Consider the following 22,427-nt stretch of genomic DNA (forward strand, 5'->3'; position numbering starts at 1 on the left):
GGGGCTCACCCTCTCAGGTGGGTCCCGGTGGCAGCCGCCTGGTCCCCCCCGACGCTCGCCACGAGCGCCCGGACGTCCTGCACCCCGAAGGCCCTGGGCCCGAGGCCTCCCCGCACGGAGGCGTCGGCCAGGACCTGCAACGCCTCGTTGACCGGTGTCGCCACCCCGTGCTCGCGACCGAGCCGGACGACCTCGCCGTTGAGCCAGTCGGTCTCGACGGAGCCCCCGCGGTGCAGGCTCTGCCAGCTGGAGGACCCGAGCCGTTCGCTGCCCGCGACCGGGGCGGTGTGGAAGCCGATCTCGGCGAGTTCCGGCAGGGCCTCGGCCCGGCCCAGCGGTGGCGTTCCCGCGGCCTCCAGGACCCGGAGCCCTTCCGCGCGGGCCTCCTCCCGCAACGCGTCGCTGCCGGCCTCGGGACGGCAGACGGCGTCGAGGGCGTTGCCGGTGTTGTCGATGAGCTTGCCGCGCTTGGCGGCCATCACGTCGTCGCTGACGGTCGTCGCGAACCCGGCGCCGGCCAGGTCGGCGGCGATCTGCTCGACGAGCTCGTCCCGACCGCGGGGGTAGCGACCGAGGACGAAACCGCCGGACACCGGGGCCCCTTCGGAGCTGACGACGCCCGGTTCGAGGTGCGTCGCGGGCAGGAACACGCAGACGCCGACGACCCGGCGGAACCACCGCAGGGCCAGCCGTTCCCCCTCGACGCCGTTCTGCGCGCAGACGATCGGCAGCTCGTGCCCGGCGGTGGAGTCACCGACCGGGGCGGCCGCCCAGTCGGCGAGCAGACCGGCGGCGTCCTGGACCTTGACGGCCAGCACCAGCACGTCGTCGGGGGTGAGGACGACGTCGGCCGGGGAGTTGGCCACGGGGGCGTTGAGCTCCACCGGACCCGTGGGGGTGAGGAGTCGCAACCCCTTCTCCCGCAACCTGTCCGCGTGAGATCCGCGGGCGACCAGGACGACCTCGTGACCGTGTTGGCCGAGTCGTCCACCGATCGTCCCGCCGATCGCTCCTGCCCCGATCACGACGTAGCGCACCCAGGCAGTGAAGCACCGACTTCCGGCACCGGCTCCCCCACCCCGGGAGCTCGCCCACCGGTGGGAGCCGGTGGAGGCGTTCACGCCCCGGACCTCCTCGACCGGAGCGCCGGCCGCGACGGCGCCGCGCGGCAGCAGGGACCAGCCCGAGAAACGTCGCGGCGGCAGCCGGAGGTGGCCCGTGGTGGGGCGGGAGGCGAGGTCGGCCGGGGCCTCGAGCCGCTCGGTGACGGCGAGGCGGACGGGGCGGCAACGCGGCGAACGAGCGCAGGTGCGAGCGACGGACGACGTCGACGGCAGACCCGGGAACAGCACCACGACGAACGCCGCGCCCCGAGGTCGCCGGGGCCGGCCTCGCTGCTGTCCCGCGCGGCCAGCAGCAGCAGCGCGACGGCGGGTCGTCGACCCGTGCCCGGACCGCGACTCGCAGCACCTCGACGGGTGCGGGCGTGCTTGACTGCCTCACCACGAGGGAGGTCCGGTGCGGAGTCTCGGAGGGCTCGTCCTGCGCGGGTGCGACGCGTGGATGCGTCGGCACCCCTGGGACCACAACGCCCACCACCGGTGGATCCTGCGCCGTCTGCCGGGACGGGTGGACCGCGCCCTCGACGTGGGGTGCGGGACGGGCGAGTTCGCCCGTCGGCTCGCGGGCACCGCCCGCCACGTCGACGCCGTCGACCGCGACGCACGGGTCGTCGCGACGGCCCGCACACTCACCCACGGCCTCCCTGTCCACCACCGCGTCCACTACCAGGTCGCGGACCTCGGGGACGCGCCCCTGGAACCCGGTTACGACGTCGTCACCGCCCTCGCCGTGCTGCACCACGTCCCCTTCGAACCCGCGCTGCGCCGGTTGCGCGAACTGCTGGCCCCCGGCGGAACCCTCGTCGTCCTCGGCGTGTACCGGGAGGAGTCCCGCAGCGACGTCGCCCTCAGCCTGCTCGCCGTACCGGCGAACCTCGTGGTGGGCTGGGTGGAGAACCTGCGGCAGCGTCGGGTGGCGGGTTCCGCCCCGACGGCTCCTGCGGTGTCGACCCTCACGCAGGTGCGGGCTGCGGCCGCTCGTCAGACCCCCGGGGCGGCGATCCGTCGACACCTGTTCTGGCGGTACTCCCTGGTGTTCTCGGCGCCCGCGTGAGGCGGGAGGGCCGGGTGACCCGGATCGAGGTAGTCACCGTCGTCGAGGCGGAACCCGGCGTCGTCTTCGACCTGGAGCTCGACGTCGACGTGCACGCGGCGTCGCTGGCCGGGAGTTCCGAGACCGCCTCGGCGAGTTCCGGTCGACGGGTCCTGGAGCTGGGCGACGACGTGACGTTCTCCGCGCACCACCTCGGGGTGTGGTGGACCATGACGAGCCGGATCACCACCCACGAACGCCCGGGGTTCTTCGTCGATGAACAGGTCGACGGGCCGTTCGCCCGGATGCGGCACGAACACCTGTTCGTGGGCGTGGGGCCGGGAAGGACCCTGATGCACGACCGGATGGACGTGGTACTCCCGTGCGGCGCAGCCGGTTCTGCCGTCGCCCGGGTCGTCCTCGCGCCGTACCTCCGACGGCTCCTGCGGCGGCGGGGTCGCGCGGTCGCGCTCCTCGCGGCGGGTCCCGTCGCGCCGAGCGGCAGACTGGCGCCGTGACCACTGCTGCAGAGACGCGGAACATCGGCATCGTCCTCTTCGACGGTGTCGAGGAACTCGACGCCGTCGGTCCCTGGGAGGTGCTCGCCTTCTGGGCGCGCGGTTTCCCCGACGACGGCTGGTCGGTGAGTTGCCTCTCGCGGACGGGGGGACCCGTGCGGTGCGCGAAGGGCCTGCTCGTCGGGGCGGACCACTCCTTCGCCGACGCCCCACCCCTGGACGTCCTGCTCCACCCCGGGGGTCGCGGCACCCGCCCCCAGCTCGTCGACCCCGAGCACCTGGACTGGGTCCGCGCGCAGCGCGAGGCCGTCCCGCTCATGACGAGCGTCTGTACGGGGTCGCTGGTCTACGCGGCGGCGGGTCTGCTGCGCGGCCGCCCCGCCACGACGCACTGGGGTTCCCTGGACGTGCTGGCGGAGCTCGACCCGAGCATCGACGTGCGCCCCGACGACCGCTTCGTCGACGACGGTGACGTGATCACCTCCGCGGGGGTCTCGGCGGGCATCGACATGGCGCTGCACCTGGTGTCCCGGTTGGCCGGGGTCGAACGGGCGCGCGAGGTGCGGCGCGGGATCCAGTACGACCCGCAGCCGCCGGTCTGAGCCCCGCCCGGTCCCGGGGACCTGTGGACGGCGGTGGGCCCGTGTCGGACGTCGGTGGCAGAGTCCTGCCCATGCCCGCCGCCACCGTCCCCTCCGCGACGACCCTCGACCGCACCGCCCTGCGCGCCGAGGCGGAGCAGGTGCTGCAGCGGCTCGTCGGCAGCCCCGACGCGCGGCTGCGCGAGGACCAGTGGATGGCGATCGAGGCCCTGGTGGCGGATCGTCGCCGCGCGCTCGTCGTGCAGCGCACCGGGTGGGGGAAGTCGGCGGTGTACTTCGTCGCGACGGCGCTGCTGCGCGCCCGCGGGGCCGGTCCGACGGTCATCGTCTCCCCCCTGCTGGCCCTGATGCGCAACCAGATCGCGGCCGCCGAACGGGCCGGGGTGCACGCGGTGACGGTGAACTCCACGAACGGCGAGGACTGGGGCCGGGTCTACGAGGACGTCCGCAACGGGGCGGTCGACGTCCTGCTCGTCTCCCCCGAGCGCCTCAACAACCCCGGGTTCCGCGACGAGGTCCTCCCGCCGCTGGCCGCCACGACGGGCCTGCTCGTCGTGGACGAGGCGCACTGCGTCTCCGACTGGGGCCACGACTTCCGGCCGGACTACCGGCGGATCCGGACGTTGCTGGCGGACCTGCCCGAAGGCATCCCGGTCCTCGCGACGACGGCGACGGCGAACGAGCGCGTGACGGCCGACGTCGCCGAGCAGTTGTCGGTGACGGGGACGCGAACCCTCGAGGACGTCCTGGTCCTGCGGGGTTCCCTCGACCGCGAGTCCCTGCGGTTGGCCGTGGTGTCGATGCCGACGCACGCCCACCGCCTCGCGTGGCTGGTCCAGCACCTGCCGGAACTCCCGGGTTCCGGGATCATCTACGTGCTCACGGTGTCGGCGGCCGCGGACGTCGCGGCGCACCTGCGCGGGCACGGGATCGAGGCCGTGCCCTACACGGGGCAGACGGACCAGGGCGAGCGGTTGCAGGCCGAGGACGACCTGGTGAACGACCGCATCAAGGTGCTGGTCGCCACGAGCGCCCTGGGGATGGGTTTCGACAAGCCGGACCTCGGGTTCGTCGTGCACCTCGGGGCGCCGAGTTCCCCGATCGCCTACTACCAGCAGGTCGGGCGTGCGGGTCGTGGCATCGACAACGCCGAGGTCGTCCTGCTGCCGGGCGCCGAGGACCGCGACATCTGGCGCTACTTCGCCTCCATCGGCTTCCCCGCCGAGGACGACGTGCGGCTCGCGCTGAGCGTCCTCGGTGACGCCGGAGCACCGATGTCCACTCCGGCCCTCGAGGCACGGGTCACCTTGCGCCGCAACCGGTTGGAGATGATGCTCAAGGTCCTCGACGTGGACGGCGCGGTCAAGCGGGTCCGCGGCGGGTGGCAGGCGACGGGCGCGGAGTGGAACTACGACACCGAGCGCTACGTCCGGGTCGCGCAGACCCGTGAGGTCGAGCAGCAGTCGATGATCGACTACGTCGCCACGACGGGGTGCCGGTTGGAGTTCCTGCGCCGCGCCCTCGACGACCCAGACGCCGCTCCGTGCGGTCGCTGCGACAACTGCGGCGGGTTCCAGGTGTCCCGCGACGTCGACGAGAGCGTCGTCACCCGGGCCGGGGCCGACCTCGACCGGCCGGGGGTTCCGCTGGAACCGAAGAAGATGTGGCCCTCGGGCATGAAGGCCCTCGACGTCGCCGTGTCGGGGAAGATCGCACCGGCCGAACAGCCCGGCACCGGACGCGCGGTCGCCCGCACGACGGACCTCGGCTGGGGCAACGCCGTCCGCGAGCTCTTCGCCACCGGTGTCCCCGACGGCGAGACCCCCGTCCCGCTGCGGCACGCGGCCGCTGCGGTCCTGGACGACTGGGCCCGCGACCTGGCCCTCGACGGCATCGTGGCGCTGTGTTCCGCCTCGAGGCCCCAGCTCGTCGCGCACCTCGCCGACGGTCTGTCGCGCTACACCGGTCTCCCGGTCCTCGCGACGTTCCGCCTGCTGGACGACTCCCCGACCCGCAGCGACGTGAACTCCGCCCACCGCTTGTCCCAGGTCGCGCGACGGTTCGAACTCCCCGACGACGCCCCCGTCGCCGGCAAGCGCGTCCTGCTCGTCGACGACCGCACCCGCAGCGGGTGGACGTTGACGGTCGCCGCCCGGCAGGTGCGTCGTGCGGGCGCGGACGCGGTGTACCCGTTCGTCCTCGGCGACGGCGAGTAGGGGTCAGTCCCGCACCTGCCGTCCGGAGTGGACGTGCACGTGCAGGTGCTTGGAGTCCTGGTAGGTGCCGAGGTTGGTGAGGACCGCTGCGGCGCCCTCGCGGACCTCCACCTCCCGGGCGATCCGCTGCACGACGCGCAGGAGCGCACGGACCGTCGACTCGTCGGCGGCCGTGACCGTCGTGAAGGACGCGATGTGCCGTTTCGGGACGATCACGACGTGGGTCGGCCAGAACGGTCTCGTGTGGTGGAAGGCGAGGACCTCGTCGTCCTCGTGCACGACCCGGAGGGCCTGCGGGTCCGGCAGGGCGACGTCGCAGTAGAAGTCGTCGCCGGTGTAGTCCGTGCCCGGGCTGGTCGGCACGGGTCCTCCTCGGGTCGGGTCAGTCGGCCGTCGCCCGGACGGCGTCCTCGTACTGCCGCCGGTCGAAGGTGAACGGTCGCAGTTCGCGGTAGTCGGCGTCCAGGAACCCGTGGTGGTAGTCGGACCAGGTGACCGTGTCGTCCTCGACCCGCACGACGGCGGAGAAGGGCCAGCAGCCCGCCTCGCCGCAGGTGCAGCCCAGCAGGACGGTCCCCGAGCCCGTGGCGGGTTCCCCGAGGTGGTACCGGGAGGGCCAGCGGATCCCGGTCCCGGTCAGCCCGGCGTACCAGCCGGCCAGGGAGAGGTCCCCCCGTCGTCGGGCGGCCGGGAGTTCGACCTCGCGCAGCAGGTCCGCGAGGGGAACACCGCTGAGGAAGGGGGCGATCGAGGGGTGCAGACCCGTCGGGAACTGCTCCTCGAGAATCCGGAACTCGATCGTCTCCACCCCCGGACGCTACCTCCGGCGACCCCGATCGGTCAGCGCGTGGGTCCCGACGCACGCTCGGCGACGGTCCGGCGCACGAACTCCACGACCTCCGGGGAGGGGAACGCCCGCCGCGGGACGGCCAGGAACAGCCTGGTGCCGAGCTCCAGGACGAGGACGTGCGGCCGCTCCGCGATCCCACGGACGTCGGCCCAGACGGTGTGCGACGTCGAGCCGCTCGCGGTCCGCACGTGCACACCATCCTCGGCCACGACCAGCTCGCGGCGGGCCCGTGCGATGGGCAGTCGCCACGCCCGGCGGGCCGCCAGCCGCCACCCGAACGACCGCCAGGCGAGCAGACCCGCGGCACCGCCGAACCCCACCAGCGCCAGGAACGGCGTCCGCAGCAGGGCGCCTCCGACGAGCACGAGGACCAGGCCGATGAGCGACACCAGGAAACGACGACCGGCACTGGCCGCGAACGCGGCCCGGAACGCCTCGTCCAGTTCGTACCGCTCGGGAACCCAGTCGAGGAGGACGGGCAGGGCCGGGGAAGAACTCACGGAACCACGGTAGGCGTTCCGGTGCGCGCGACCAGCCAGCGGCCGGGGGCCACCGCGACGAGACCCCCGCCGGGGCGGTGCAGGACGTTCTCCAAGGTGCAACCCGGACAACCACCGTGCACCCGCTCCACCGGCGAACAACGGGCTCCCGAGGAGGCCCGCGGCGACGTCCACGGTCAGACCGCTCGCGCGGCGACGACGGCGTGCGGACGCCGTCTGCCCTCCTGGCCCCGCTGCGCCCGCTCCACCTCCTCGAACCCGGCCGCGCTCAGTCGGCGGACGAACTCGTCGATCGGCCACCGGTGGGCGGTGATCACCGTGTGCGCGAACGGTTCGCACACCTCGCCGTCGAAGAACCCGACGACCAGCGAACCTCCCGGCGTCAGCATCCGGCGGAGCTGAGCGAGGACCGTGTCGAGGTCGGCGGGGTCGATGTGGATCAGCGAGTACCAGGCGAGGACGCCGGCGACCGTCCCGGCGGGCCGGTCGAGTCCGGTCAGCGAACCCACCTCGAACGGAACCCCGGGGTAGGTCGTGCGGGCGTGGGCGATGAACTCCGGCACCAGGTCGATCCCCGTCACGTCAGCACCAGCCGCGTGCAGGTGGGCGGTCAGGTGCCCCGGGCCGCACCCGAGGTCGAGCACCGGCCCGCGGCGACGCCCGAGGTGCCGCTCGATCAGCCGGAGGTCGTCGGGGTGCACGACGTCCATGGTTCCCAGGGTCTCGACGTAGCGGTCGGCGAGCGCCGAGTACGCGCGCTGGACGTCGCCGGGGTTCACCGGGGTTCACCGGGCGGAGCCTACTCAGACCTCGGCGCGGCGGCGGGGCCACGCGAGCGAGGTGGACGCCAGGCTCAGGACGGCCAGGGCGGCGACGCCCACGAGCACCGCCTCGGGGTTCCAGACCTCCGCGAGGGCCTGGATCACCACGGGGGCCGCGAACCCCACGTAGGTCAGGGCGTAGAACACGGCCGTCGCCACCGCCGCGTGCTGGTCCGGCGCGAGGGCCTGGACCAGTCGGAGCCCGCTGACCAGGAGCAGGCCGTAGGCGGAGCCGAGGACCACCGCCGTGACGACCAGCAGGGTCAACGACCCGGTCGCGACCGTGAGGGTGGCGACCAGCATGCCCACGATCACCGCGAGGACCCCGACCCGGAACGGTGTGGCGGGAGATCGTCGCTCGAGACGTTGCACCAGCGGCTGGACGAGGATGCCCGAGCCGAGCGTCGTGGCGGCGATCACCCCGCTGCCGACCGCACCGTAGCCACCGAGCGGCACCAGGACGGGGAGCGCCGCCAGGGCCGTGGTCGCGGCCCCGAACACCCACGGTGCGGTGGTGACGATGGCGAACAGGAACCGTCGCCCGCCCAGCACGGTGCGCAGACCGGGTCCGGGGAGCGTGCCGGCGCTCGGTCGGGCGGCCGGCGGTTCCGGCGTTCCGCGCAGCGCCAGCAGGGCCGCTCCGACGAGCACCACGTGGAGCAGGTACGCCACGGGGCGGGGCGCCGGGAACCACTGGACGACGATCCCCGAGACGAGTGGCCCCAGGGCGAACCCACCGGTGAGCGCGCTCGCGGCCCGGCGGGCACCGGCGGCCCCGGAGCCCGCGTCGTCGGAGAGCCGCCGGATCCAGGCGGTGGCCGGGGCCAGCGCGGCACCGGCGCTGACCCCGACCAGCACCCGCCCGGCGAGGATGCCGGCGAAGTCGTTGCCGGACAGGAGGATCACCAGGGTTCCCGCGGCGGACAGGACGAGTCCGGAACTCAGCACGGCCCGTCGTCCCCACCGGTCGGAGAGTCGGGCCAGCACCAGCAGCGCCGGGATCAGCCCCAGCGCGTAGGCGCCGTACAGCGTGGTCACCTGTACCTGGCTCAGATCGCCCCGGTAGGTCTGCAGCAGGGAGGCGAACATGTTCGCGCCCCAGGCGACGACCAGCGCCCCGAACGCAGGGCGCCGCCAGGCACCCCGCTCGAGCGGCTGGACGGAGGTCGGGGAACCGGGCGTGTCGAGGGTCACGACGACGAGACTAGACGCGACTAGACCGGTCGTCTAGTGTTCTGACCACCGCCGGACCACCGGCCGTACCGACCAACTCCAGCGAGGCGCACTCCCCATGAAGGTCCTGATCGTCCTGACCTCCCACGACCAGCTCGGCGACACCGGCCGCACGACCGGCTTCTGGCTGGAGGAACTGGCCGCGCCGTACTACGGGCTGAAGGAAGCCGGCGCGGAACTCACGCTCGCCTCCCCCAAGGGCGGCCGGCCCCCGCTGGACCCCAAGAGCAACGAACCGGACTCCCAGACCGAGCTGACCCGCCGCTTCGAGAACGACCCCGAGGCGCTCGCCGCGCTCGCCTCCACCGAGGTCCTGTCCACCGTCGACGCGGCCGACTTCGACGCCGTGTTCTACCCCGGCGGCCACGGGCCGCTGTGGGACCTCGCCGAGGACCAGCACTCGATCAGCCTGATCCAGGACTTCCTGCGGGCCGGCAAGCCCACCGCACTGGTCTGCCACGCCCCGGGCGTGCTGCGCCACGTGGTGGACGAGGACGGGACCCCGGTCGTGAAGGGCAAGCGGGTCACCGGTTTCACCAACTCGGAGGAGGAGGGCGTCGGCCTCACCGACGTCGTGCCGTTCCTGGTCGAAGACGAACTCGTCGCCCTCGGTGGCGACTACTCCAAGGGCGCCGACTGGGGCTCCTACGTGCTCGAGGACGGGGTCCTGATCACCGGTCAGAACCCGGGGTCCTCGGCCGCCGCGGCCGACCTGCTGGTGCAGGCGCTGACGCGACGGTCCTGAGGCCGATCCGCTCTGCGGTGCACGGGGACCGCGGTGACGACGCCCTGCGTCGTCAGGTCCGGGCCCTGCCGGCGAACACGCTCTGGGACCGGGGGTTCCGCACGGCCCGACGGGCCGAGGACCACCCGACCAGAGCGGTTCCGGCGCCGACCAACGCCGCCACCGCCGCGGTGCGGTGCTTCTCCAGTTCCAGGTAGTAGCTGCGACGGCGGTACCAGCGGCCCTGGTGGGTCCCGCGTTCGTGCAGGCCGTACCCGGCGTGGTGCAGGGCACTGGCCTCGTTGTCGCCGGAGGGACGCTCGGCGACCTGGGAGCTGTAGCCGTACGTCCGCATCACCCGGTCGACCAGCCGCGGCGCCGCCTGCGAGAGGAGGACGAGCGCCTTGGACTGTCCTCCGATGAACAGGTCCCGCACCGGGTGGGCCGCCGCGTGCAGGACCGCCTCGGCCACGGCCTCCGGCGGGTAGATCATCCCGCGGTGGGCGGGCTGACGGCCGGTGTACGCCTGCGCGTGCTCGTTGTACGGGGTGTCGATGCGGCCGGGGTGCAGCAGGGTCACCGGCACCCCCTCGGCCGCCATCTCGACCCGCATCGCCTCGGTGAAACCGTGCACGGCGAACTTCGCGCTGGAGCAGGTGGACTGCAACGACGGAGCCCGGTCACCGAAGAAGCTGCCGACGTTGACGATGGCTCCCGCGGGTCCGCGGCGGTCGCGGAAGTGCTCGATCGCGGCCCGCGAACCGTGGACGACGCCCCAGTACACGGTGTCGAACATGCGGTGCATGTCCGCCGTGGAGACCTGGTCCACCTGTCCGAAGATCGACACCCCGGCGTTGTTGACCCAGGTGTCGAAGCGACCGAACTCCGCGACCGCGGCGGCCGCGATGCGGGCGACGTCGTCCTCCTTCCCCACGTCGGCGACCACGTGCACGGCGCGACCGCCCGCGTCGCGGATCTCCTGCGCCACCTGCGCCAGCGCCTGCTCGTTGCGACCAGCCAGCACGACGGCGGCTCCGCGCCGAGCCGCCGTCCGGGCGGTCACCAGGCCGATGCCGCTGGACGCGCCCGTGATGACGACGACCTGCTCCTCCACGGGGAGCAACTGCAGGGACGTGCTCTCCTCACCTCCGGTTTCCCCGGCCTCGGCCGGGGTCGTCCCGTTCACCTACCCACCCCGGCACCGCTCACTCCTGACCGGGACGGGTTCCACCACTCCGGTGTTCTCGTCGTGCACGCGACCTCGTGCGGCGGCGGACCCAGCGGGCGTCAGTCACCCCGGGCGGGGTGCTGGGTCCGCGCGCGCAGCCGGTCGACGACGACCGAGGTGACGAGCCCGTACACGCTCTTGTGCAGGGTGTCCACGGCCAGCAGCCGAGCCGGCCAGGCCAGCGGAGAACGCTCGACCCCCGTGGCGGTCTCGAGGACGTGGTCGAAGCCGACACGGACACCGACCGACGTGAGGATCCCGGGAACTCCCCGGAGTCCGGCCCGGCCCGCGAGCCCGGCGGCCACCCCCAGGAACACCCCGGTCCCCCAGTGCATGGCCAGGTTCCAGCCGACGCTGTCGTGGGGGTCGTCGCGGCCGAGCAGGCGCCGGAGGGTGTGCCCGGGCACGAAGGAGTTCGGCCGCCCGGTCAGGGCCTGCTCCAGCTTCTCCCCGCCGGTCATCACCGCCGTTCCGACCAGACCGGCCAGAGCTCCCTGACCCGCGGCCCGGCGAGCGGTGCCGATCGGTGCCCGGTGGTCGACGGCGTCCTTCACCCGGTCGGACACCGCCAACCCGACCCCGGCGACGACGTTGCCCGGTGGGTGACGGGACACCTTCGGGTGGGGACGGGTGGGCGAACCACGTCGGGCCGCCTCCCACGCGGCGCCGATGACCCGCAACTCCTCGGGGCCGGCCACCTGTTGCAGCCGGGGCAGCAGGTCGTCCTCCTCGTCGTGGGCGTCGTGGCGGATCACCTCGAAGACGCGGCGGACCTCGTCGTCGTACCCGGGTGAGCGCGGGTCGGCGCGCTGCAGGTCCTTCAGCAGGTCGTTGACCTGCTGGTGGTCGCCCTCGATGTGGGCGGTCAGCTCGTCCCGGTCACCGGGCAGGTGCCTGCGGTAGGCGGGGAACAGCACCGTCTCCTCGGCGAAGGCGTGCCGCAGGGCACGCTCCGCCAACTCGGCCACGACGCGTCCCCTGGCGTCGACGTCGGGTTCCGCGGCGTAGGCCGCCATCAGAGCGTCGAGTTCCGCGTGGTCCGCGCTCTGCCGCGACAGGATGCTGCCCGGGCCACCGCGTTCTTCTTCGCTCTGGTCGGCGACGGACGTCAGGCCGTTGTGGCGTGGGTTCGTCATGTCCTGGTTCTACCCACCGGACAGCAGCGCACACCGTGGATCCCGAGATGCGCGTCGGCGCGCGGCGCGTCACCGTGGTCGGACCGTCCAACCCAGCGGCGCGACCTCCTCGACACCAGGCCCACCAGCCTTTCGAAGGGAACGCCGTGAGCTCCCACCGACCCACCTCCACGACCGACGACGTCCGCGCCCTCGGCAGCTCAGCCGTCGAGATCACGAAGACCAGGGGCGGCCCCGTCCGGCGGCACGCCCAGGCCACCGGTCTCCTGCTGGGCCTGCTGGGGGTGCTCGGGCTCGTCCCCGGGATCACCACGCACTACGACGAGATGGGGTTCTTCCGCAGTGGCGCGCAGTTGTTCGGCGTGTTCACCGTGTCCGTGGTGAGCTCGGTGCTGCTGTTCTTCTACGGGATCACCGTGCTGGTGTTCGCCGGCTCGGTGCGCCAGGCGCACAAGAACGTCGTCCTGCACGCTCTCGTCCTCATCGGCATGGGTTTCGCCGGGATCGGCATCGTCGCCAACTCACCCGATCCGGTCCTGCCGACCGACGCGGCCAGCAACTGCCTCTACCTCGGACTGGGCGTGTTCTTCCTCATCGGGGGCAACCTGTCCCGGCGTCGGGAGATCCGGGATCACGGTGCGTTCTGAGACCGGCGACGGGACGCTCCGGGGTGGTCAGCGGGGAGACGGGCAGAACCCCGGCCGGACAGCTGCTCCCGCAGGGTTCCCGTCGTGGGGGCCTGGGGCAGACGGCCACGCTCGCGCAGGACCGGGACCACGAGGGCGACGAAGTCCTCGACGTCGCCCGGCGCGAAGACCGGCTCCAGCATGAAACCGTCGAGGTCGGTGGCGTCCAGGATCCGTTCGAGCCCGTCGGCGACCTCCACGGGGTCCCCGGTGATCGCGAAACCCCGTGTCCCGCGGCCGCGCAGGGCGTCGAGCACCTCGCGGACGGTCTTCGCGGGTTCACCGTCGCCACCGGTGAACCGGGTGATGTTCGTCTGACCGGTCTGGCCCGCCGCTCCCCGACCGAGGACTTGCTCGAGGGTTCCGTCCGGGTCCAGGGAGAGCAGGTCGATGCCGGTGTTGTGCGAGTAGAGCGCGGCGACGATCTCGTCCGACTGCAACGCCTCGAACTCGCGGCGGCGGGCGACCGCCTCCGCGTGGGTGGGGGCGACCACGACGGTGACCCCGATGATCGTGGTGACCGACCGCGGATCCCGCCCGTGGGCGGCGACCTTGGCCCGGATGTCGGCGACGGCCTGCGCGGTGGCGTCCATCGTGGTGGCCTGCACGAACACCGCTTCGGCGTTGCGGGCCGCGAAGGCCCGTCCGCGCTCCGACGTCCCCGCCTGGAACAGCACGGGTGTCCGCTGGGGTGAGGGCGGGGAGGCGAAGTAGCCGGAGGACCGGAACCAACGGCCCTCGAACGACACCCGGTGGATCTTGGCCGGGTCGGCGTAGAACCCGGCCGCACGGTCCACGACCAGGGCGTCGTCCTCCCAGCTGCCCTCCCAGAGGTTCAGGGCGGTGTCGACGTACTCGTCGGCCATCGCGTACCGCTCGTCGTGCAGGATCATCTCGTCGTGCCCGAAGAGTTCGGCGACGACGTCCTGCGCCGACCCCGTGACGATGTTCCAGCCGATGCGGCCCTCGGTGAAGTGGTCGAGCGTGGCGAAGCGCCGAGCGGTCTGCACGGGGTGGTCGAGACCGGTCGGGGAGGTGACGACGAACCCGAGGCGTTCCGTCGCCCGCGCCAACGCCGTCACGACCACCGCCGGGTCCAACGTCGGGAAGTTGATGCCCCGGGCCGCCGCCGTCTCCGCCAGTTCGCCGTCGGCGGTCGGGTAGCCGAAGGTGTCGGCCAGGAACAGGAAGGTGAAACCCGCCCGGTCGATGACCTGGGCGAGGTGCACCCAGTGCTCGAGCGAGGTGAAGTTCGCACCGGCCGAGCGGGGATGGGGCCAGCTGAGCGTCCCGCCGACCTGGGGACCGAGGACTTCGAAGACTCCGAGGTGCATCTGCTTCACGACACGACTGCGCTTTCGGGAGAGACGTCTCACCTGCGCCGCGCAGGCCGTTCACCCGCCGGTCGGTGGGTCGTGAGGTGGAGCGGGGTGAGTGGAACACACCGGACCCCGACCGGGCAAGACTCCCCCGGTGGGGTGGGCCGGTCAGACCTTGCCGCGCAGCAGACGGTGCCAGTACGTCTGCGGGAGCACGTAGCGGTCGAGCAACCACGCGGCCCGGCGCGGCGCGAACGGGTCCGGGAGCTTCAACGGGCGCGGGCCCTTCCGGTCGGCCTGCACCAGCATCAGCCGGTCGCGGGCGGTCGTCACCGGCATGACGGTGTACCCGTCGTAGGAACGCAGCCGGCGTCCCCGGGCGGCCGCGGCGATGTTGTGGGCCACGACCGGGACCTGCTTGCGCAGGGCCCCGCCCGAGGACCGGGTGCCGATCGAGGCGGCGTCCCCGATGGCCCAGACGTCCCCGAAGCGCTCGTGCCGCAGGGTCGCGGGGTCGACGTCGACGAGTCCGGCCGGGCCCGCGTCGCCGAGGCCGCTCTCGGTGATCCACTCCGGGGCGCGGTAGTGGGGCACGAGGTGGGCGTAGGCGACGTCGTCCACCCGCCGCGTCCCGGCCGGCGTGGCGATGTCCACCGCACGCAGCACCGGATCCACGGCCTGCACCCGCGAGCGCCGCAGCACCGTGATGCCGTAGGACGCGAAGGCCACCTCGAGGTGCTCGTCGGCCCCGACCACCCCCAGCGCCTGCTCCTCGGGGATCACCAGGGTGACGTCGAGATCGGCCAGCACGCCGCGACGGCGCCAGTGGTCGCAGGCCATGAAGAGGGGTTTCAACGCCGTGGGCGCGCAGGGCGCGGGTTCCGGCGGCATCGAGAAGACGACCGGGCCCGACGTGATCCCCGTCAGCGCCGGCCACACCAGGGGGGCGGAACTCGGGACGTAGGTCGACCCCGCCCAGCCGGAGCTGTAGGCGTCCTGCAGGCCCGGGGTGGCCGCCCAGTCCTCACGCATGCCCGGGCAGAGCACGAGCGTGGTGTAGCCGATGCTCGTCCCCCGCCGGGTCCGCACCGTGCGGGTCTCGGCGTCGACCGACGCGACGGCGTCCTGCACCCACCGGCAGCCGTCCGGGACCACCGAGGCCATGGGCCGTTCCACGTCGGCCGGGGTGGCCTGACCCGACCCGACGTAGTTCAGCAGCGGGCGGTAGCGGTGCACCGGGGACGGCTCGAGGACCACGACGTCCTGCGCACCGTCACGCAGCAGCTTGGCGGCCAGCGAGATTCCCGCGTTGCCACCGCCGACGACGAGGACCTCCGCGTGGGTGACCGGATCGGTGGGGCGGGGAGCTCGACGGGGGGTGGTCACGGGGCCACCATCCGCGCCAGACGGTGAGCCCGCCAGTCGTGGGTCGTGGCCGGGGTCCGCCGGGCAGCGGGACGCCCCGGCCCGCGGTGCGCGGGCCGGGGCGTCCCCGAGTTCCGGTGCCCTGGTTCAGAACTCCCGGGTGGTGGTCAGCGCAGGTCGAAGCGGTCGAGCTCCATGACCTTCTGCCACGCCGCGGCGAAGTGCCGCACGAACAGCTCCTGCGCGTCGTCGCCGGAGTAGACCTCCACGATGCCGCGCAGGATGGAGTTCGAGTTGAACACCAGGTCGACGGCGGTGGCCGTGCGGACGACGTCGCCGGCGGCGTTCAGGCCCTCGTAGACGCCCTCGGTGTCGGTGGCCGTCCGCCACTGCACGCCCAGGTCCAGGAGGTTGCGGAAGAAGTCCTGGGACAGGACGCCCGGGGTCTCGGTGAACACCCCGTGCTGCACGCCGCCGGTGTTCGCGCCCAGCACCCGCAGACCGCCGATGAGGACGGTCATCTCGCGGGCAGTCAGCTCGAGCATCCCGGCGCGGTCCAGCAGCAGCGTCTCGGGGTGCAGCTTGCTCGACGGGTCGATCCAGTTGCGGAACCCGTCGGCGCGGGGTTCGAGCCAGCGGTAGTTCTCGACGTCCGTCTGCTCCTGGGTGGCGTCCGTGCGGCCGGGCGAGAACGGCACCGTGACGGAGACGCCCGCGTCGAGCGCGGCCTTCTCCACCGCGGCGCTCCCGCCGAGGACGATCAGGTCGGCGAGGGAGACCTTCTTCCCCGTCGCCGCCTCGAACTCGCCCTTGACGCGCTCGAGGACCGGCAGGACGTCGGCGACGCCCGCGTTGACGGCCCAGCCGAGCTGCGGCTCCAGGCGCAGGCGTGCGCCGTTGGCGCCACCCCGCTTGTCGGTGCTGCGGAAGGACGCCGCCGCGGACCAGGCGGTGTGGACCAGTTGCGAGACGCTCAGCCCCGCGGCGAGCAGGCGCTGCTTGAGGTCGGCGACCTCCGCGTCACCCACGAGTTCGTGGTCGACGGCGGGGGTCGGGTCCTGCCAGACCAGTTCCTCGGCCGGGACGTCCGGCCCGAGGTAACGGCTGCGCGGGCCCATGTCGCGGTGCAGCAGCTTGAACCAGGCGCGGGCGTACTGGTCGGCGAAGTACTCCGGGTTCTCGTAGAAGCGCTTGGAGATCTCGTGGTAGACGGGGTCCGCCATGAGCGCGAGGTCGCTGGTGAGCATCATCGGGGCGTTGCGCTTGCCCTCGATGTGCGCGTCCGGCACGAGGTCGCCCGCCGCGGGGTCCTTGGGCTTCCACTGCTTGGCCCCGGCGGGACTCGTCGTGAGCTCCCACTCGTGGGAGAACATCGTCTCGAAGTAGGTGTTGTCCCACTGGGTCGGCGTGGGGGTCCACGCCCCTTCGAGGCCGCTGGTGATGGCGTCCGCACCCTTGCCGGTGCCGAACTCGCTCTTCCAGCCCAGGCCGTTGCCGTGGACGGGGCAGCCCTCGGGCTCCACACCGACCAGTTCGGGGTTCCCGGCGCCGTGGGTCTTGCCGAACGTGTGGCCGCCCGCGACGAGCGCGACGGTCTCCTCGTCGTTCATCCCCATGCGCCCGAACGTCACGCGGATGTCGTGGGCCGAGCCCAGCGGGTCCGGCTGTCCCTTCGGGCCCTCGGGGTTCACGTAGATCAGGCCCATGGTGACCGCGGCCAGGTGACCCTCTTCGAGGTCCAGCGGGGTGTCGTCCTGGTAGCGCTCGTCGCCGAGCCAGGTGTCCTCGGGGCCCCAGAAGACCTCACCGGGCTGCCAGTTGTCGGCGCGGCCGAAGGCGAAACCGAAGGTCTTCAGGCCCATGTCGTCGTGGGCGACGTTCCCCGCCAGGACCAGCAGGTCGGCCCAGGAGATCTTGCGGCCGTACTTCTGCTTGATCGGCAGCAGGAGGCGACGCGCCTTGTCGAGGTTGGCGTTGTCGGGCCAGCTGTTCAGCGGCGCGAAGCGCTGTCCACCCTCGCCGCCACCACCGCGGCCGTCGGCGATGCGGTAGGTGCCCGCCGCGTGCCAGGACATCCGGATGAACAGGGGGCCGTAGTGGCCCCAGTCCGCCGGCCACCAGTCCTGCGAGGTGTGCATGACCTCGACGAGGTCGCGCTTGAGTTCCGCGACGTCGAGCTTGGCGAACTCGGCGGCGTAGTCGAAGTCCTCCCCCAGCGGGTCGGAGTCGCGCGACGGCTTGTTCAGCACGGACAGGTCGATCTGGTTCGGCCACCAGTCCTGCGCGGTGCGGGGCCGGCCGTTCGTGGCCGGCGTCGGCGACTTGATCGCCGGGTTCTCGCTCTCGCTGGTGGACTGGGACTGGGCCTTGTCGAGTTCGGTCACGAAGTGCTTCTCTCTGCTGGAGGAACGGGTTCGGAGGGGTCGGCGGAGGGAGCCGGGGTCGTCGCGCAGGACCGGCACCGGCCCCAGTAGATGACCTCGGCCTCGTCGACGTCGAAACCGTCGACGAGGGGTGGCGTGACGCACGGCGCCTGCTCGGTGGCGCAGTCGACGTCGGTGATGTCCCCGCACACCCGGCACACGAGGTGGTGGTGGTTGTCGTGCACCCGTGCCTCGTAGCGGGCCACGGAACCCTGCGGCTGGATGCGTCGCACCAGGCCGTTGTCGGTCAGGACCCGCAGCACGTCGTACACCGCCTGGTGCGAGACCCCGTCCACGCGGGACCGGGCGGCGACGATGAGGGCCTCCGTGTCCGCGTGGGGCAGGGCGTGCACCGCGTCGAGGACGGCGAGGCGCGGTTGCGTCACCCGCAGGCCCGCACCGCGCAGCACGCGCTCGAGCTCTTCGGTGGTGGGCACACGGCCATCCTGCCCGCCCAGCTTGAACGGGTCAAGAACGGGAGGGCTGGGAGTCCCCTGAGGGACCGCCGGGACCGTGAGCCCCTGGGTACGCTCGACCCACCCCTCGTGATCCCTCCCACTGCATCCCTCCCACTGCACCCCTCACACGGCGAACGGAACCGACATGGCCGCACCCGAGCTGGTCGCCACGTGCTGGACGACCGCTGGGACCGCGCGTCCTCTCGACCCCTCCGAGGTCTCCCCCCTCACCCCGTTCGAACGCATCGACGCCGTCGCCGCCGGCGGGTGGGCCGGACTCGGCTTCGCCCACGAGGACCTCGAACTCATGAGGTCGACGACAGGTTTCGACCAGGTCGCGCAGTACGCCCGGGAACGGGGGCTGCGTCACCTGGAGGTCGAACTGATCGCAGACTGGTGGCTGCCGGAGGAGGCCTGGCGCGAGCGCTGGGACCTCCTGCTCGAGGCCGCGAGCGCGTTCGGCTCGCCCTTCGTCAAGGCGGGAACCGCGTTCGGTGAACCCTGGAGCGACCTGTCCCCGCTCGTCGACCCGTTGCGGCGTCTGGCGGTCGAGGCGGCCGGCGTGGGCACCCGGGTGGCTCTCGAACCCCTGCCGTTCTCGAGGGTGGGTTCCCTGCCGGCCGGCGCGGACCTGGTCCGCGCGGTCGACCACCCCGCCGCCGGCCTCGCCGTCGACTTCTGGCACGTGTTCCGCGCGGGCACCTCGCTGGCGGAACTGGGACGGAGCCTGACCCTGGAACAGGTGGCGGCCGTCGAACTGGACGACGCGGACGCCGAACCGGTCGGCGACCTGTTCGAGGACACCCGCGATCGCCGGCGCTACTGCGGGGAGGGCGTGCAGGACGTCACGGGGTTCATCCGCCTCCTCGAGGATCTCGGGTGGAACGGTCCGTGGGGGGTGGAGATCCTGTCCGACGAGCATCGACGGAACGGGTTGACCCTGGGTCTGGAGCGGGCCCGCGCCACGACGACCGCCTGCTTCGACCGGGCGCGCAGCACCTCCCCCTGACGACGGGGTGAGCGTCGGGTCGGAACTCCGGTCGGGTCAGTTCGCCGCGGAGATCCCCGCCGACGCACACGCGGCGCTGGCCGCACCCGCGCACAACGCGTCGACGGTGGTGTACCCGTCGGCGAGCACCTTGCTCTGCACCTCGGCCTTCCCGACGGCCTGCGGTTGGAGCAGGACGGTGGGAACCGCACCCGCGCCGTTGTCGGTGGTGCCGGTCGTCTCGGGGGTGCGCCCCTTCAGGACGTCGTCGACGAGGTCGGCCGTCGTCCGCGCCTGGGCGGGGAGGTCCTTGTAGATCGTCATGGTCTGCGTGCCGCCCAGGATCCGCTGCAGCGCAGCGGTCTCGGCGTCCTGCCCGGTGATCGGAACCCCGCTCAGACCCGCGTCGCCGAGCGCCTGGAGGGCACCGGCGGCCAGTCCGTCGTAGGCGGTGTACACGCCCAGGAGACGGCGGTTCCCGAGGTCCTGCAGCGCCGACCGCATCTGCACGGCGGCCTCGTCCGAACTCCACCCGGTCACGTAGCGTTCGGTGGCGATGTCGACCTTGCCGTCCAGGACGGAGTGCGCCCCGGCGGCGAACAACCCGGCGTTGTTGTCCGCGGGGTCCCCCTCGAGCATCACGATCGCCCCACCGGCGGTGTCCTCGCCGACGGCGTCCAGGATCGCCTGGCCACCGAGCTTCCCGACGGCGTTGCCGTCGAAGGAGACGTAGTAGTCGATGGGCGCGCCCTTGACGAGGCGGTCGTAGGCGACGACGGGCACGCTCGCGGACCTGGCCGCGTTCACCAGGTCTCCCGCTTCGGCCCCGTCGAGCGCCACGACGACGAGGGCCTCGGCGCCGGCGGCGATCGCCTGCTGCGCCTGGGTGTTCTGGGTCGCCTGGTCGGGGGCGGTCTGGACGTCGACGACGCACGTGGGGCACTTCTCGGCCAGTTCCACCGAGAAGTTCGGGACGTCGTAGGCCATCGACCGCAGGGAGGTGGACGGGACGAGGAACGCGACGTGCGGTCCGTCGGCCGGGGCCGCGGCGGCCGTCGTGCCGGGGGCGTCGGCGCCGCACCCGGCGAGAGCGCCGAGGAGGGCGGCACCGGCGAGGAGGGCGCCGGCGGTGCGGCGGGTGGTCGTTCTCATCGTGGGACTCCGGCCTGGACGTCGTGGGTCAGCGGTGGGTCAGCGCGGGTCCGCGCGGGTCAGCAGGTGGAGTGCGAGACGGTGCGCATCCGCGCCGCCGTCTCCGCGCGAGCAGGCCGCCGGCCATCACCGGCACGGCCGCCGCGAGCGCGGCGAACTCGGTGCCGGCGGCCGGTCGGCGAAACGCCGCCGGCGGTCAGCCCGGCCGTCGGCGTCGGGACCGACGATCCCCTCAGTCATGCGGATGTCTCCTGTGCTCCTGGCGGCCGTCGGGCCGCTCCGGGGGCCCATCGGCACCTCGGACCGGTCACCTGAGCACGGTCGACGCCCCTGACGCTCCGCGGACGCAGCGGAATGCTCTCCTCCCGGGGCGCCTTGCACGGGACATGAGCATCATCGGCATCATCGGCAGCGGAAACATCGGCAGCGTCCTCGCCCGTCTGGCGGTGGACGCCGGGTACGACGTCGTCATCGCCAACTCCCGCGGTCCGGAGTCGCTGGCCGGCCTCGTGGAAGAGCTGGGGCCCCGGGCACGCGCCGCGACGACCGCGGAGGCCGCCGCGGCGGGGGACCTCGTGGTGGTCACCATCCCGCTGGGTCGCGTCCCGGAGCTCCCGGCGCAGTCCCTGGACGGCAAGGTCGTCATCGACACCTGCAACTACTACCCCGAACGCGACGGCGACATCGCCGTCCTGGACAGCCACGAGCTGACCACCAGCGAGTTCGTGCAGCGCCACTTCGCGGGCGCCCGCGTCGTCAAGGCCTTCAACAACATCTTCGCGCAGAACCTCGGGGAGCTGCAGCGCCCCGCCGGGGCACCCGACCGCGCGACGCTCACGATCGCCGGGGACGACGAGGCGGCCGAACGCGTCGTCACCGAGTTCATCGAGGCCATCGGCTACGACGTCTTCGACACGGGCCCCCTGGCCGAGAGCTGGCGCTTCCAGCGCGACCAGCCCGCCTACGCCGGGGTCTACACCGAGAGCGGGGATCCCGCCGAGCCGCGGCGCCGGACCCCCGACGAGCTGCGAGCCCGGCTCGACCAGGCGGACCGCTCCATCCGCTGAACGGGTCCACCCCGCGTTCCCCGAAACCCCGGGAGGAGTCGGTGCCGACTCCTCCCGGGGTGGTCGGCGGGGTCGGGAGACCAGAGATCTCCACGTGACCCGAGCCGTCCGTCAACCAGAGTTGACAACCCCACGATCGTCAACCACAGTTGACGCATGAGCGAACCGGACGGCACCGACCTGCTGGTCACCCGCGGGACGGATCCCGACCCGGCGGTGGGCCTGCGCGCCGTCGCCGCCCTCCGACGCCTGCTCGAACGGCTCGAGGACCTCCAGGTCGCCCGGGCCCGCGATCTCGGGTGGTCGTGGGCGGACATCGCCCTGGCCCTCGGCGTCAGCAAGCAGGCCGTCCACAAGAAGCACTCCCGGAAACTCTGACCCGGAGGAGAAACCTGTGTTCGAGCGCTTCACCCGACCCGCCCGCGAGACCGTCGTGCACGCCCAGACCGTCGGGCGGGAGTTCCGCCACACCGGCATCGGGTCCCAGCACCTCCTGCTGTCCCTGCTCGCCACCCCCTCGGTGGCGCAGCGGGTCCTCGTCGGCGCGGGCGCCGACGAGGCCACCCTCGCTCCCGTCGTCCGCGACTCCGCCGGGCCGGCCGCGGACGCGGCCGCACTGCGGGAACTCGGGATCGACGTGGACGATGTGCGACGCCGGGCGGAGGAGTCCTTCGGGCCCGGTGCGCTCGACGGGGAACCCCGCCGACGCAGGTTCTTCGGCGGAACGGGTCCCGGCCACCTGCCGTTCGACAGCACGGGCCGGGAAACCCTCACCGACGCCCTGCGGGTGGCGATCTCGCTGCGGCACGGCTACATCGGCACGGAACACCTCCTGCTCGCGATCCTCGACCACCCGGAGGGACCGGCCGTTCGCGCGCTCCGCGCGGCGGGAGTCGACCTGGACCGCGAGACGGCGACCGGCCTCGTCCTCGCGGAGATCCGCCGCTCGACCTGAACGAACGCGCCTCACGCTCCGGCGGACCGCAC

Annotated in this window: 23 protein-coding genes; 10 read left to right on the forward strand and 13 right to left on the reverse strand. The window is 72.8% G+C overall.

Annotation, left to right across the window (positions count from 1 at the left end):
- Positions 1–5: 5 nt before the first annotated feature.
- A complete protein-coding gene (locus ACFQ46_RS21055) occupies positions 6–1,355 on the reverse strand; it encodes a ketopantoate reductase family protein (RefSeq protein ID WP_380261740.1) in 1,350 nt (449 codons plus the stop codon).
- Between the two features lie 163 nt (positions 1,356–1,518).
- Here ACFQ46_RS21055 and ACFQ46_RS21060 point away from each other — a divergent pair, with 163 nt between their 5' ends.
- From ACFQ46_RS21060 to ACFQ46_RS21075, 4 genes are all read left to right on the forward strand, one after another.
- On the forward strand, positions 1,519–2,175 hold the full coding sequence (locus tag ACFQ46_RS21060; protein WP_380261742.1) for a class I SAM-dependent methyltransferase: 657 nt from the start codon (positions 1,519–1,521) through the stop codon (positions 2,173–2,175).
- 14 nt (positions 2,176–2,189) lie between these two features.
- On the forward strand, positions 2,190–2,672 hold the full coding sequence (locus tag ACFQ46_RS21065; protein WP_380261744.1) for a cyclase/dehydrase: 483 nt from the start codon (positions 2,190–2,192) through the stop codon (positions 2,670–2,672).
- Positions 2,669–3,274, forward strand: coding sequence for a DJ-1/PfpI family protein (locus tag ACFQ46_RS21070; RefSeq protein WP_380160257.1), 606 nt, complete (start codon positions 2,669–2,671; stop codon positions 3,272–3,274). The genes ACFQ46_RS21065 and ACFQ46_RS21070 overlap by 4 nt, the downstream gene beginning before the upstream one ends.
- Before the next feature lie 71 nt (positions 3,275–3,345).
- Positions 3,346–5,490 (forward strand): RecQ family ATP-dependent DNA helicase, encoded by a 2,145-nt coding sequence (locus ACFQ46_RS21075; protein ID WP_380261746.1) that lies wholly within the window; start codon positions 3,346–3,348, stop codon positions 5,488–5,490.
- 3 nt (positions 5,491–5,493) lie between these two features.
- Here ACFQ46_RS21075 and ACFQ46_RS21080 read toward each other — a convergent pair whose 3' ends face one another.
- The 5 genes from ACFQ46_RS21080 to ACFQ46_RS21100 form a co-directional block, all read right to left on the reverse strand.
- Positions 5,494–5,853 carry an HIT domain-containing protein gene (locus ACFQ46_RS21080; protein WP_380261748.1) on the reverse strand — a complete coding sequence of 120 codons (360 nt, stop codon included), beginning with the start codon at positions 5,851–5,853 and terminating at the stop codon, positions 5,494–5,496.
- Between the two features lie 19 nt (positions 5,854–5,872).
- Complete coding sequence (locus ACFQ46_RS21085) at positions 5,873–6,298, reverse strand: hypothetical protein (protein WP_380261750.1); 426 nt, start codon at positions 6,296–6,298, stop codon at positions 5,873–5,875.
- Positions 6,299–6,330: 32 nt separating this feature from the next.
- Complete coding sequence (locus ACFQ46_RS21090; RefSeq protein WP_380261752.1) at positions 6,331–6,840, reverse strand: YcxB family protein; 510 nt, start codon at positions 6,838–6,840, stop codon at positions 6,331–6,333.
- A gap of 176 nt (positions 6,841–7,016) precedes the next feature.
- Positions 7,017–7,619 (reverse strand): class I SAM-dependent DNA methyltransferase, encoded by a 603-nt coding sequence (locus tag ACFQ46_RS21095; RefSeq protein ID WP_380261754.1) that lies wholly within the window; start codon positions 7,617–7,619, stop codon positions 7,017–7,019.
- 24 nt (positions 7,620–7,643) lie between these two features.
- The gene (locus tag ACFQ46_RS21100) at positions 7,644–8,855 is read right to left on the reverse strand and encodes an MFS transporter (RefSeq protein ID WP_380261756.1); all 1,212 of its coding nucleotides are present in this window, start codon (positions 8,853–8,855) and stop codon (positions 7,644–7,646) included.
- Between the two features lie 97 nt (positions 8,856–8,952).
- Here ACFQ46_RS21100 and ACFQ46_RS21105 point away from each other — a divergent pair, with 97 nt between their 5' ends.
- Complete coding sequence (locus ACFQ46_RS21105) at positions 8,953–9,639, forward strand: type 1 glutamine amidotransferase domain-containing protein (RefSeq protein WP_380261758.1); 687 nt, start codon at positions 8,953–8,955, stop codon at positions 9,637–9,639.
- Positions 9,640–9,691: 52 nt separating this feature from the next.
- Here the strand turns inward: ACFQ46_RS21105 and ACFQ46_RS21110 are convergent, their stop codons facing one another.
- Complete coding sequence (locus ACFQ46_RS21110) at positions 9,692–10,804, reverse strand: SDR family oxidoreductase (RefSeq protein ID WP_380261760.1); 1,113 nt, start codon at positions 10,802–10,804, stop codon at positions 9,692–9,694.
- A gap of 101 nt (positions 10,805–10,905) precedes the next feature.
- Positions 10,906–11,982 (reverse strand): hemerythrin domain-containing protein, encoded by a 1,077-nt coding sequence (locus ACFQ46_RS21115; protein WP_380261762.1) that lies wholly within the window; start codon positions 11,980–11,982, stop codon positions 10,906–10,908.
- Positions 11,983–12,128: 146 nt separating this feature from the next.
- On the opposite strand from ACFQ46_RS21115, the gene ACFQ46_RS21120 reads away from it, so the two are divergent.
- On the forward strand, positions 12,129–12,629 hold the full coding sequence (locus tag ACFQ46_RS21120) for a DUF4383 domain-containing protein (RefSeq protein ID WP_380261764.1): 501 nt from the start codon (positions 12,129–12,131) through the stop codon (positions 12,627–12,629).
- Here ACFQ46_RS21120 and ACFQ46_RS21125 read toward each other — a convergent pair.
- From ACFQ46_RS21125 to ACFQ46_RS21140, 4 genes are all read right to left on the reverse strand, one after another.
- Positions 12,614–14,002 (reverse strand): NtaA/DmoA family FMN-dependent monooxygenase, encoded by a 1,389-nt coding sequence (locus ACFQ46_RS21125; protein WP_380262021.1) that lies wholly within the window; start codon positions 14,000–14,002, stop codon positions 12,614–12,616. The genes ACFQ46_RS21120 and ACFQ46_RS21125 overlap by 16 nt on opposite strands.
- A gap of 153 nt (positions 14,003–14,155) precedes the next feature.
- Positions 14,156–15,373: an FAD-dependent oxidoreductase gene (locus ACFQ46_RS21130; RefSeq protein WP_380261766.1), complete on the reverse strand. Its 1,218-nt coding sequence runs from the start codon at positions 15,371–15,373 to the stop codon at positions 14,156–14,158.
- Between the two features lie 146 nt (positions 15,374–15,519).
- Positions 15,520–17,736 (reverse strand): catalase/peroxidase HPI, encoded by a 2,217-nt coding sequence (gene katG, locus ACFQ46_RS21135; RefSeq protein ID WP_380261768.1) that lies wholly within the window; start codon positions 17,734–17,736, stop codon positions 15,520–15,522.
- Positions 17,733–18,212 carry a Fur family transcriptional regulator gene (locus ACFQ46_RS21140; RefSeq protein ID WP_380261770.1) on the reverse strand — a complete coding sequence of 160 codons (480 nt, stop codon included), beginning with the start codon at positions 18,210–18,212 and terminating at the stop codon, positions 17,733–17,735. Before ACFQ46_RS21140 ends, katG begins: the two co-directional genes overlap by 4 nt.
- Positions 18,213–18,378: 166 nt before the next feature.
- Between ACFQ46_RS21140 and ACFQ46_RS21145 the strand changes: the two genes are divergently transcribed.
- The gene (locus ACFQ46_RS21145) at positions 18,379–19,242 is read left to right on the forward strand and encodes a sugar phosphate isomerase/epimerase family protein (RefSeq protein ID WP_380261772.1); all 864 of its coding nucleotides are present in this window, start codon (positions 18,379–18,381) and stop codon (positions 19,240–19,242) included.
- 36 nt (positions 19,243–19,278) lie between these two features.
- On the opposite strand, the gene ACFQ46_RS21150 is transcribed toward ACFQ46_RS21145, so the two are convergent.
- Entirely contained in the window at positions 19,279–20,373 is a 1,095-nt protein-coding gene (locus ACFQ46_RS21150) for a sugar ABC transporter substrate-binding protein (protein WP_380261774.1), read from the reverse strand.
- 386 nt (positions 20,374–20,759) lie between these two features.
- Here ACFQ46_RS21150 and ACFQ46_RS21155 point away from each other — a divergent pair, with 386 nt between their 5' ends.
- The 3 genes from ACFQ46_RS21155 (at position 20,760) to ACFQ46_RS21165 (ending at position 22,395) form a co-directional block, all read left to right on the forward strand.
- Positions 20,760–21,440, forward strand: coding sequence for an NADPH-dependent F420 reductase (locus ACFQ46_RS21155; RefSeq protein WP_380261776.1), 681 nt, complete (start codon positions 20,760–20,762; stop codon positions 21,438–21,440).
- Between the two features lie 156 nt (positions 21,441–21,596).
- Positions 21,597–21,818: a helix-turn-helix domain-containing protein gene (locus ACFQ46_RS21160; protein ID WP_328293418.1), complete on the forward strand. Its 222-nt coding sequence runs from the start codon at positions 21,597–21,599 to the stop codon at positions 21,816–21,818.
- A gap of 16 nt (positions 21,819–21,834) precedes the next feature.
- On the forward strand, positions 21,835–22,395 hold the full coding sequence (locus tag ACFQ46_RS21165) for a Clp protease N-terminal domain-containing protein (RefSeq protein ID WP_380261778.1): 561 nt from the start codon (positions 21,835–21,837) through the stop codon (positions 22,393–22,395).
- Positions 22,396–22,427 lie beyond the last annotated feature (32 nt).

The organism is Kineococcus sp. GCM10028916 (assembly GCF_042674865.1).
In the GTDB taxonomy this organism is placed as follows: Bacteria; Actinomycetota; Actinomycetes; order Actinomycetales; family Kineococcaceae; genus Kineococcus.

What these genes read in the sequence shown, in the direction of transcription:
- ACFQ46_RS21075 (WP_380261746.1), top strand. Translation starts at nt 3,346, where the DNA reads ATGCCCGCCGCCACCGTCCCCTCCGCGACGACCCTCGACCGCACCGCC.
- ACFQ46_RS21115 (WP_380261762.1), bottom strand. Translation starts at nt 11,982, where the DNA reads ATGACGAACCCACGCCACAACGGCCTGACGTCCGTCGCCGACCAGAGC.
- ACFQ46_RS21125 (WP_380262021.1), bottom strand. Translation starts at nt 14,002, where the DNA reads ATGCACCTCGGAGTCTTCGAAGTCCTCGGTCCCCAGGTCGGCGGGACG.
- ACFQ46_RS21155 (WP_380261776.1), top strand. Translation starts at nt 20,760, where the DNA reads ATGAGCATCATCGGCATCATCGGCAGCGGAAACATCGGCAGCGTCCTC.
- ACFQ46_RS21160 (WP_328293418.1), top strand. Translation starts at nt 21,597, where the DNA reads ATGAGCGAACCGGACGGCACCGACCTGCTGGTCACCCGCGGGACGGAT.
- ACFQ46_RS21150 (WP_380261774.1), bottom strand. Translation starts at nt 20,373, where the DNA reads ATGAGAACGACCACCCGCCGCACCGCCGGCGCCCTCCTCGCCGGTGCC.
- ACFQ46_RS21105 (WP_380261758.1), top strand. Translation starts at nt 8,953, where the DNA reads ATGAAGGTCCTGATCGTCCTGACCTCCCACGACCAGCTCGGCGACACC.
- ACFQ46_RS21145 (WP_380261772.1), top strand. Translation starts at nt 18,379, where the DNA reads ATGGCCGCACCCGAGCTGGTCGCCACGTGCTGGACGACCGCTGGGACC.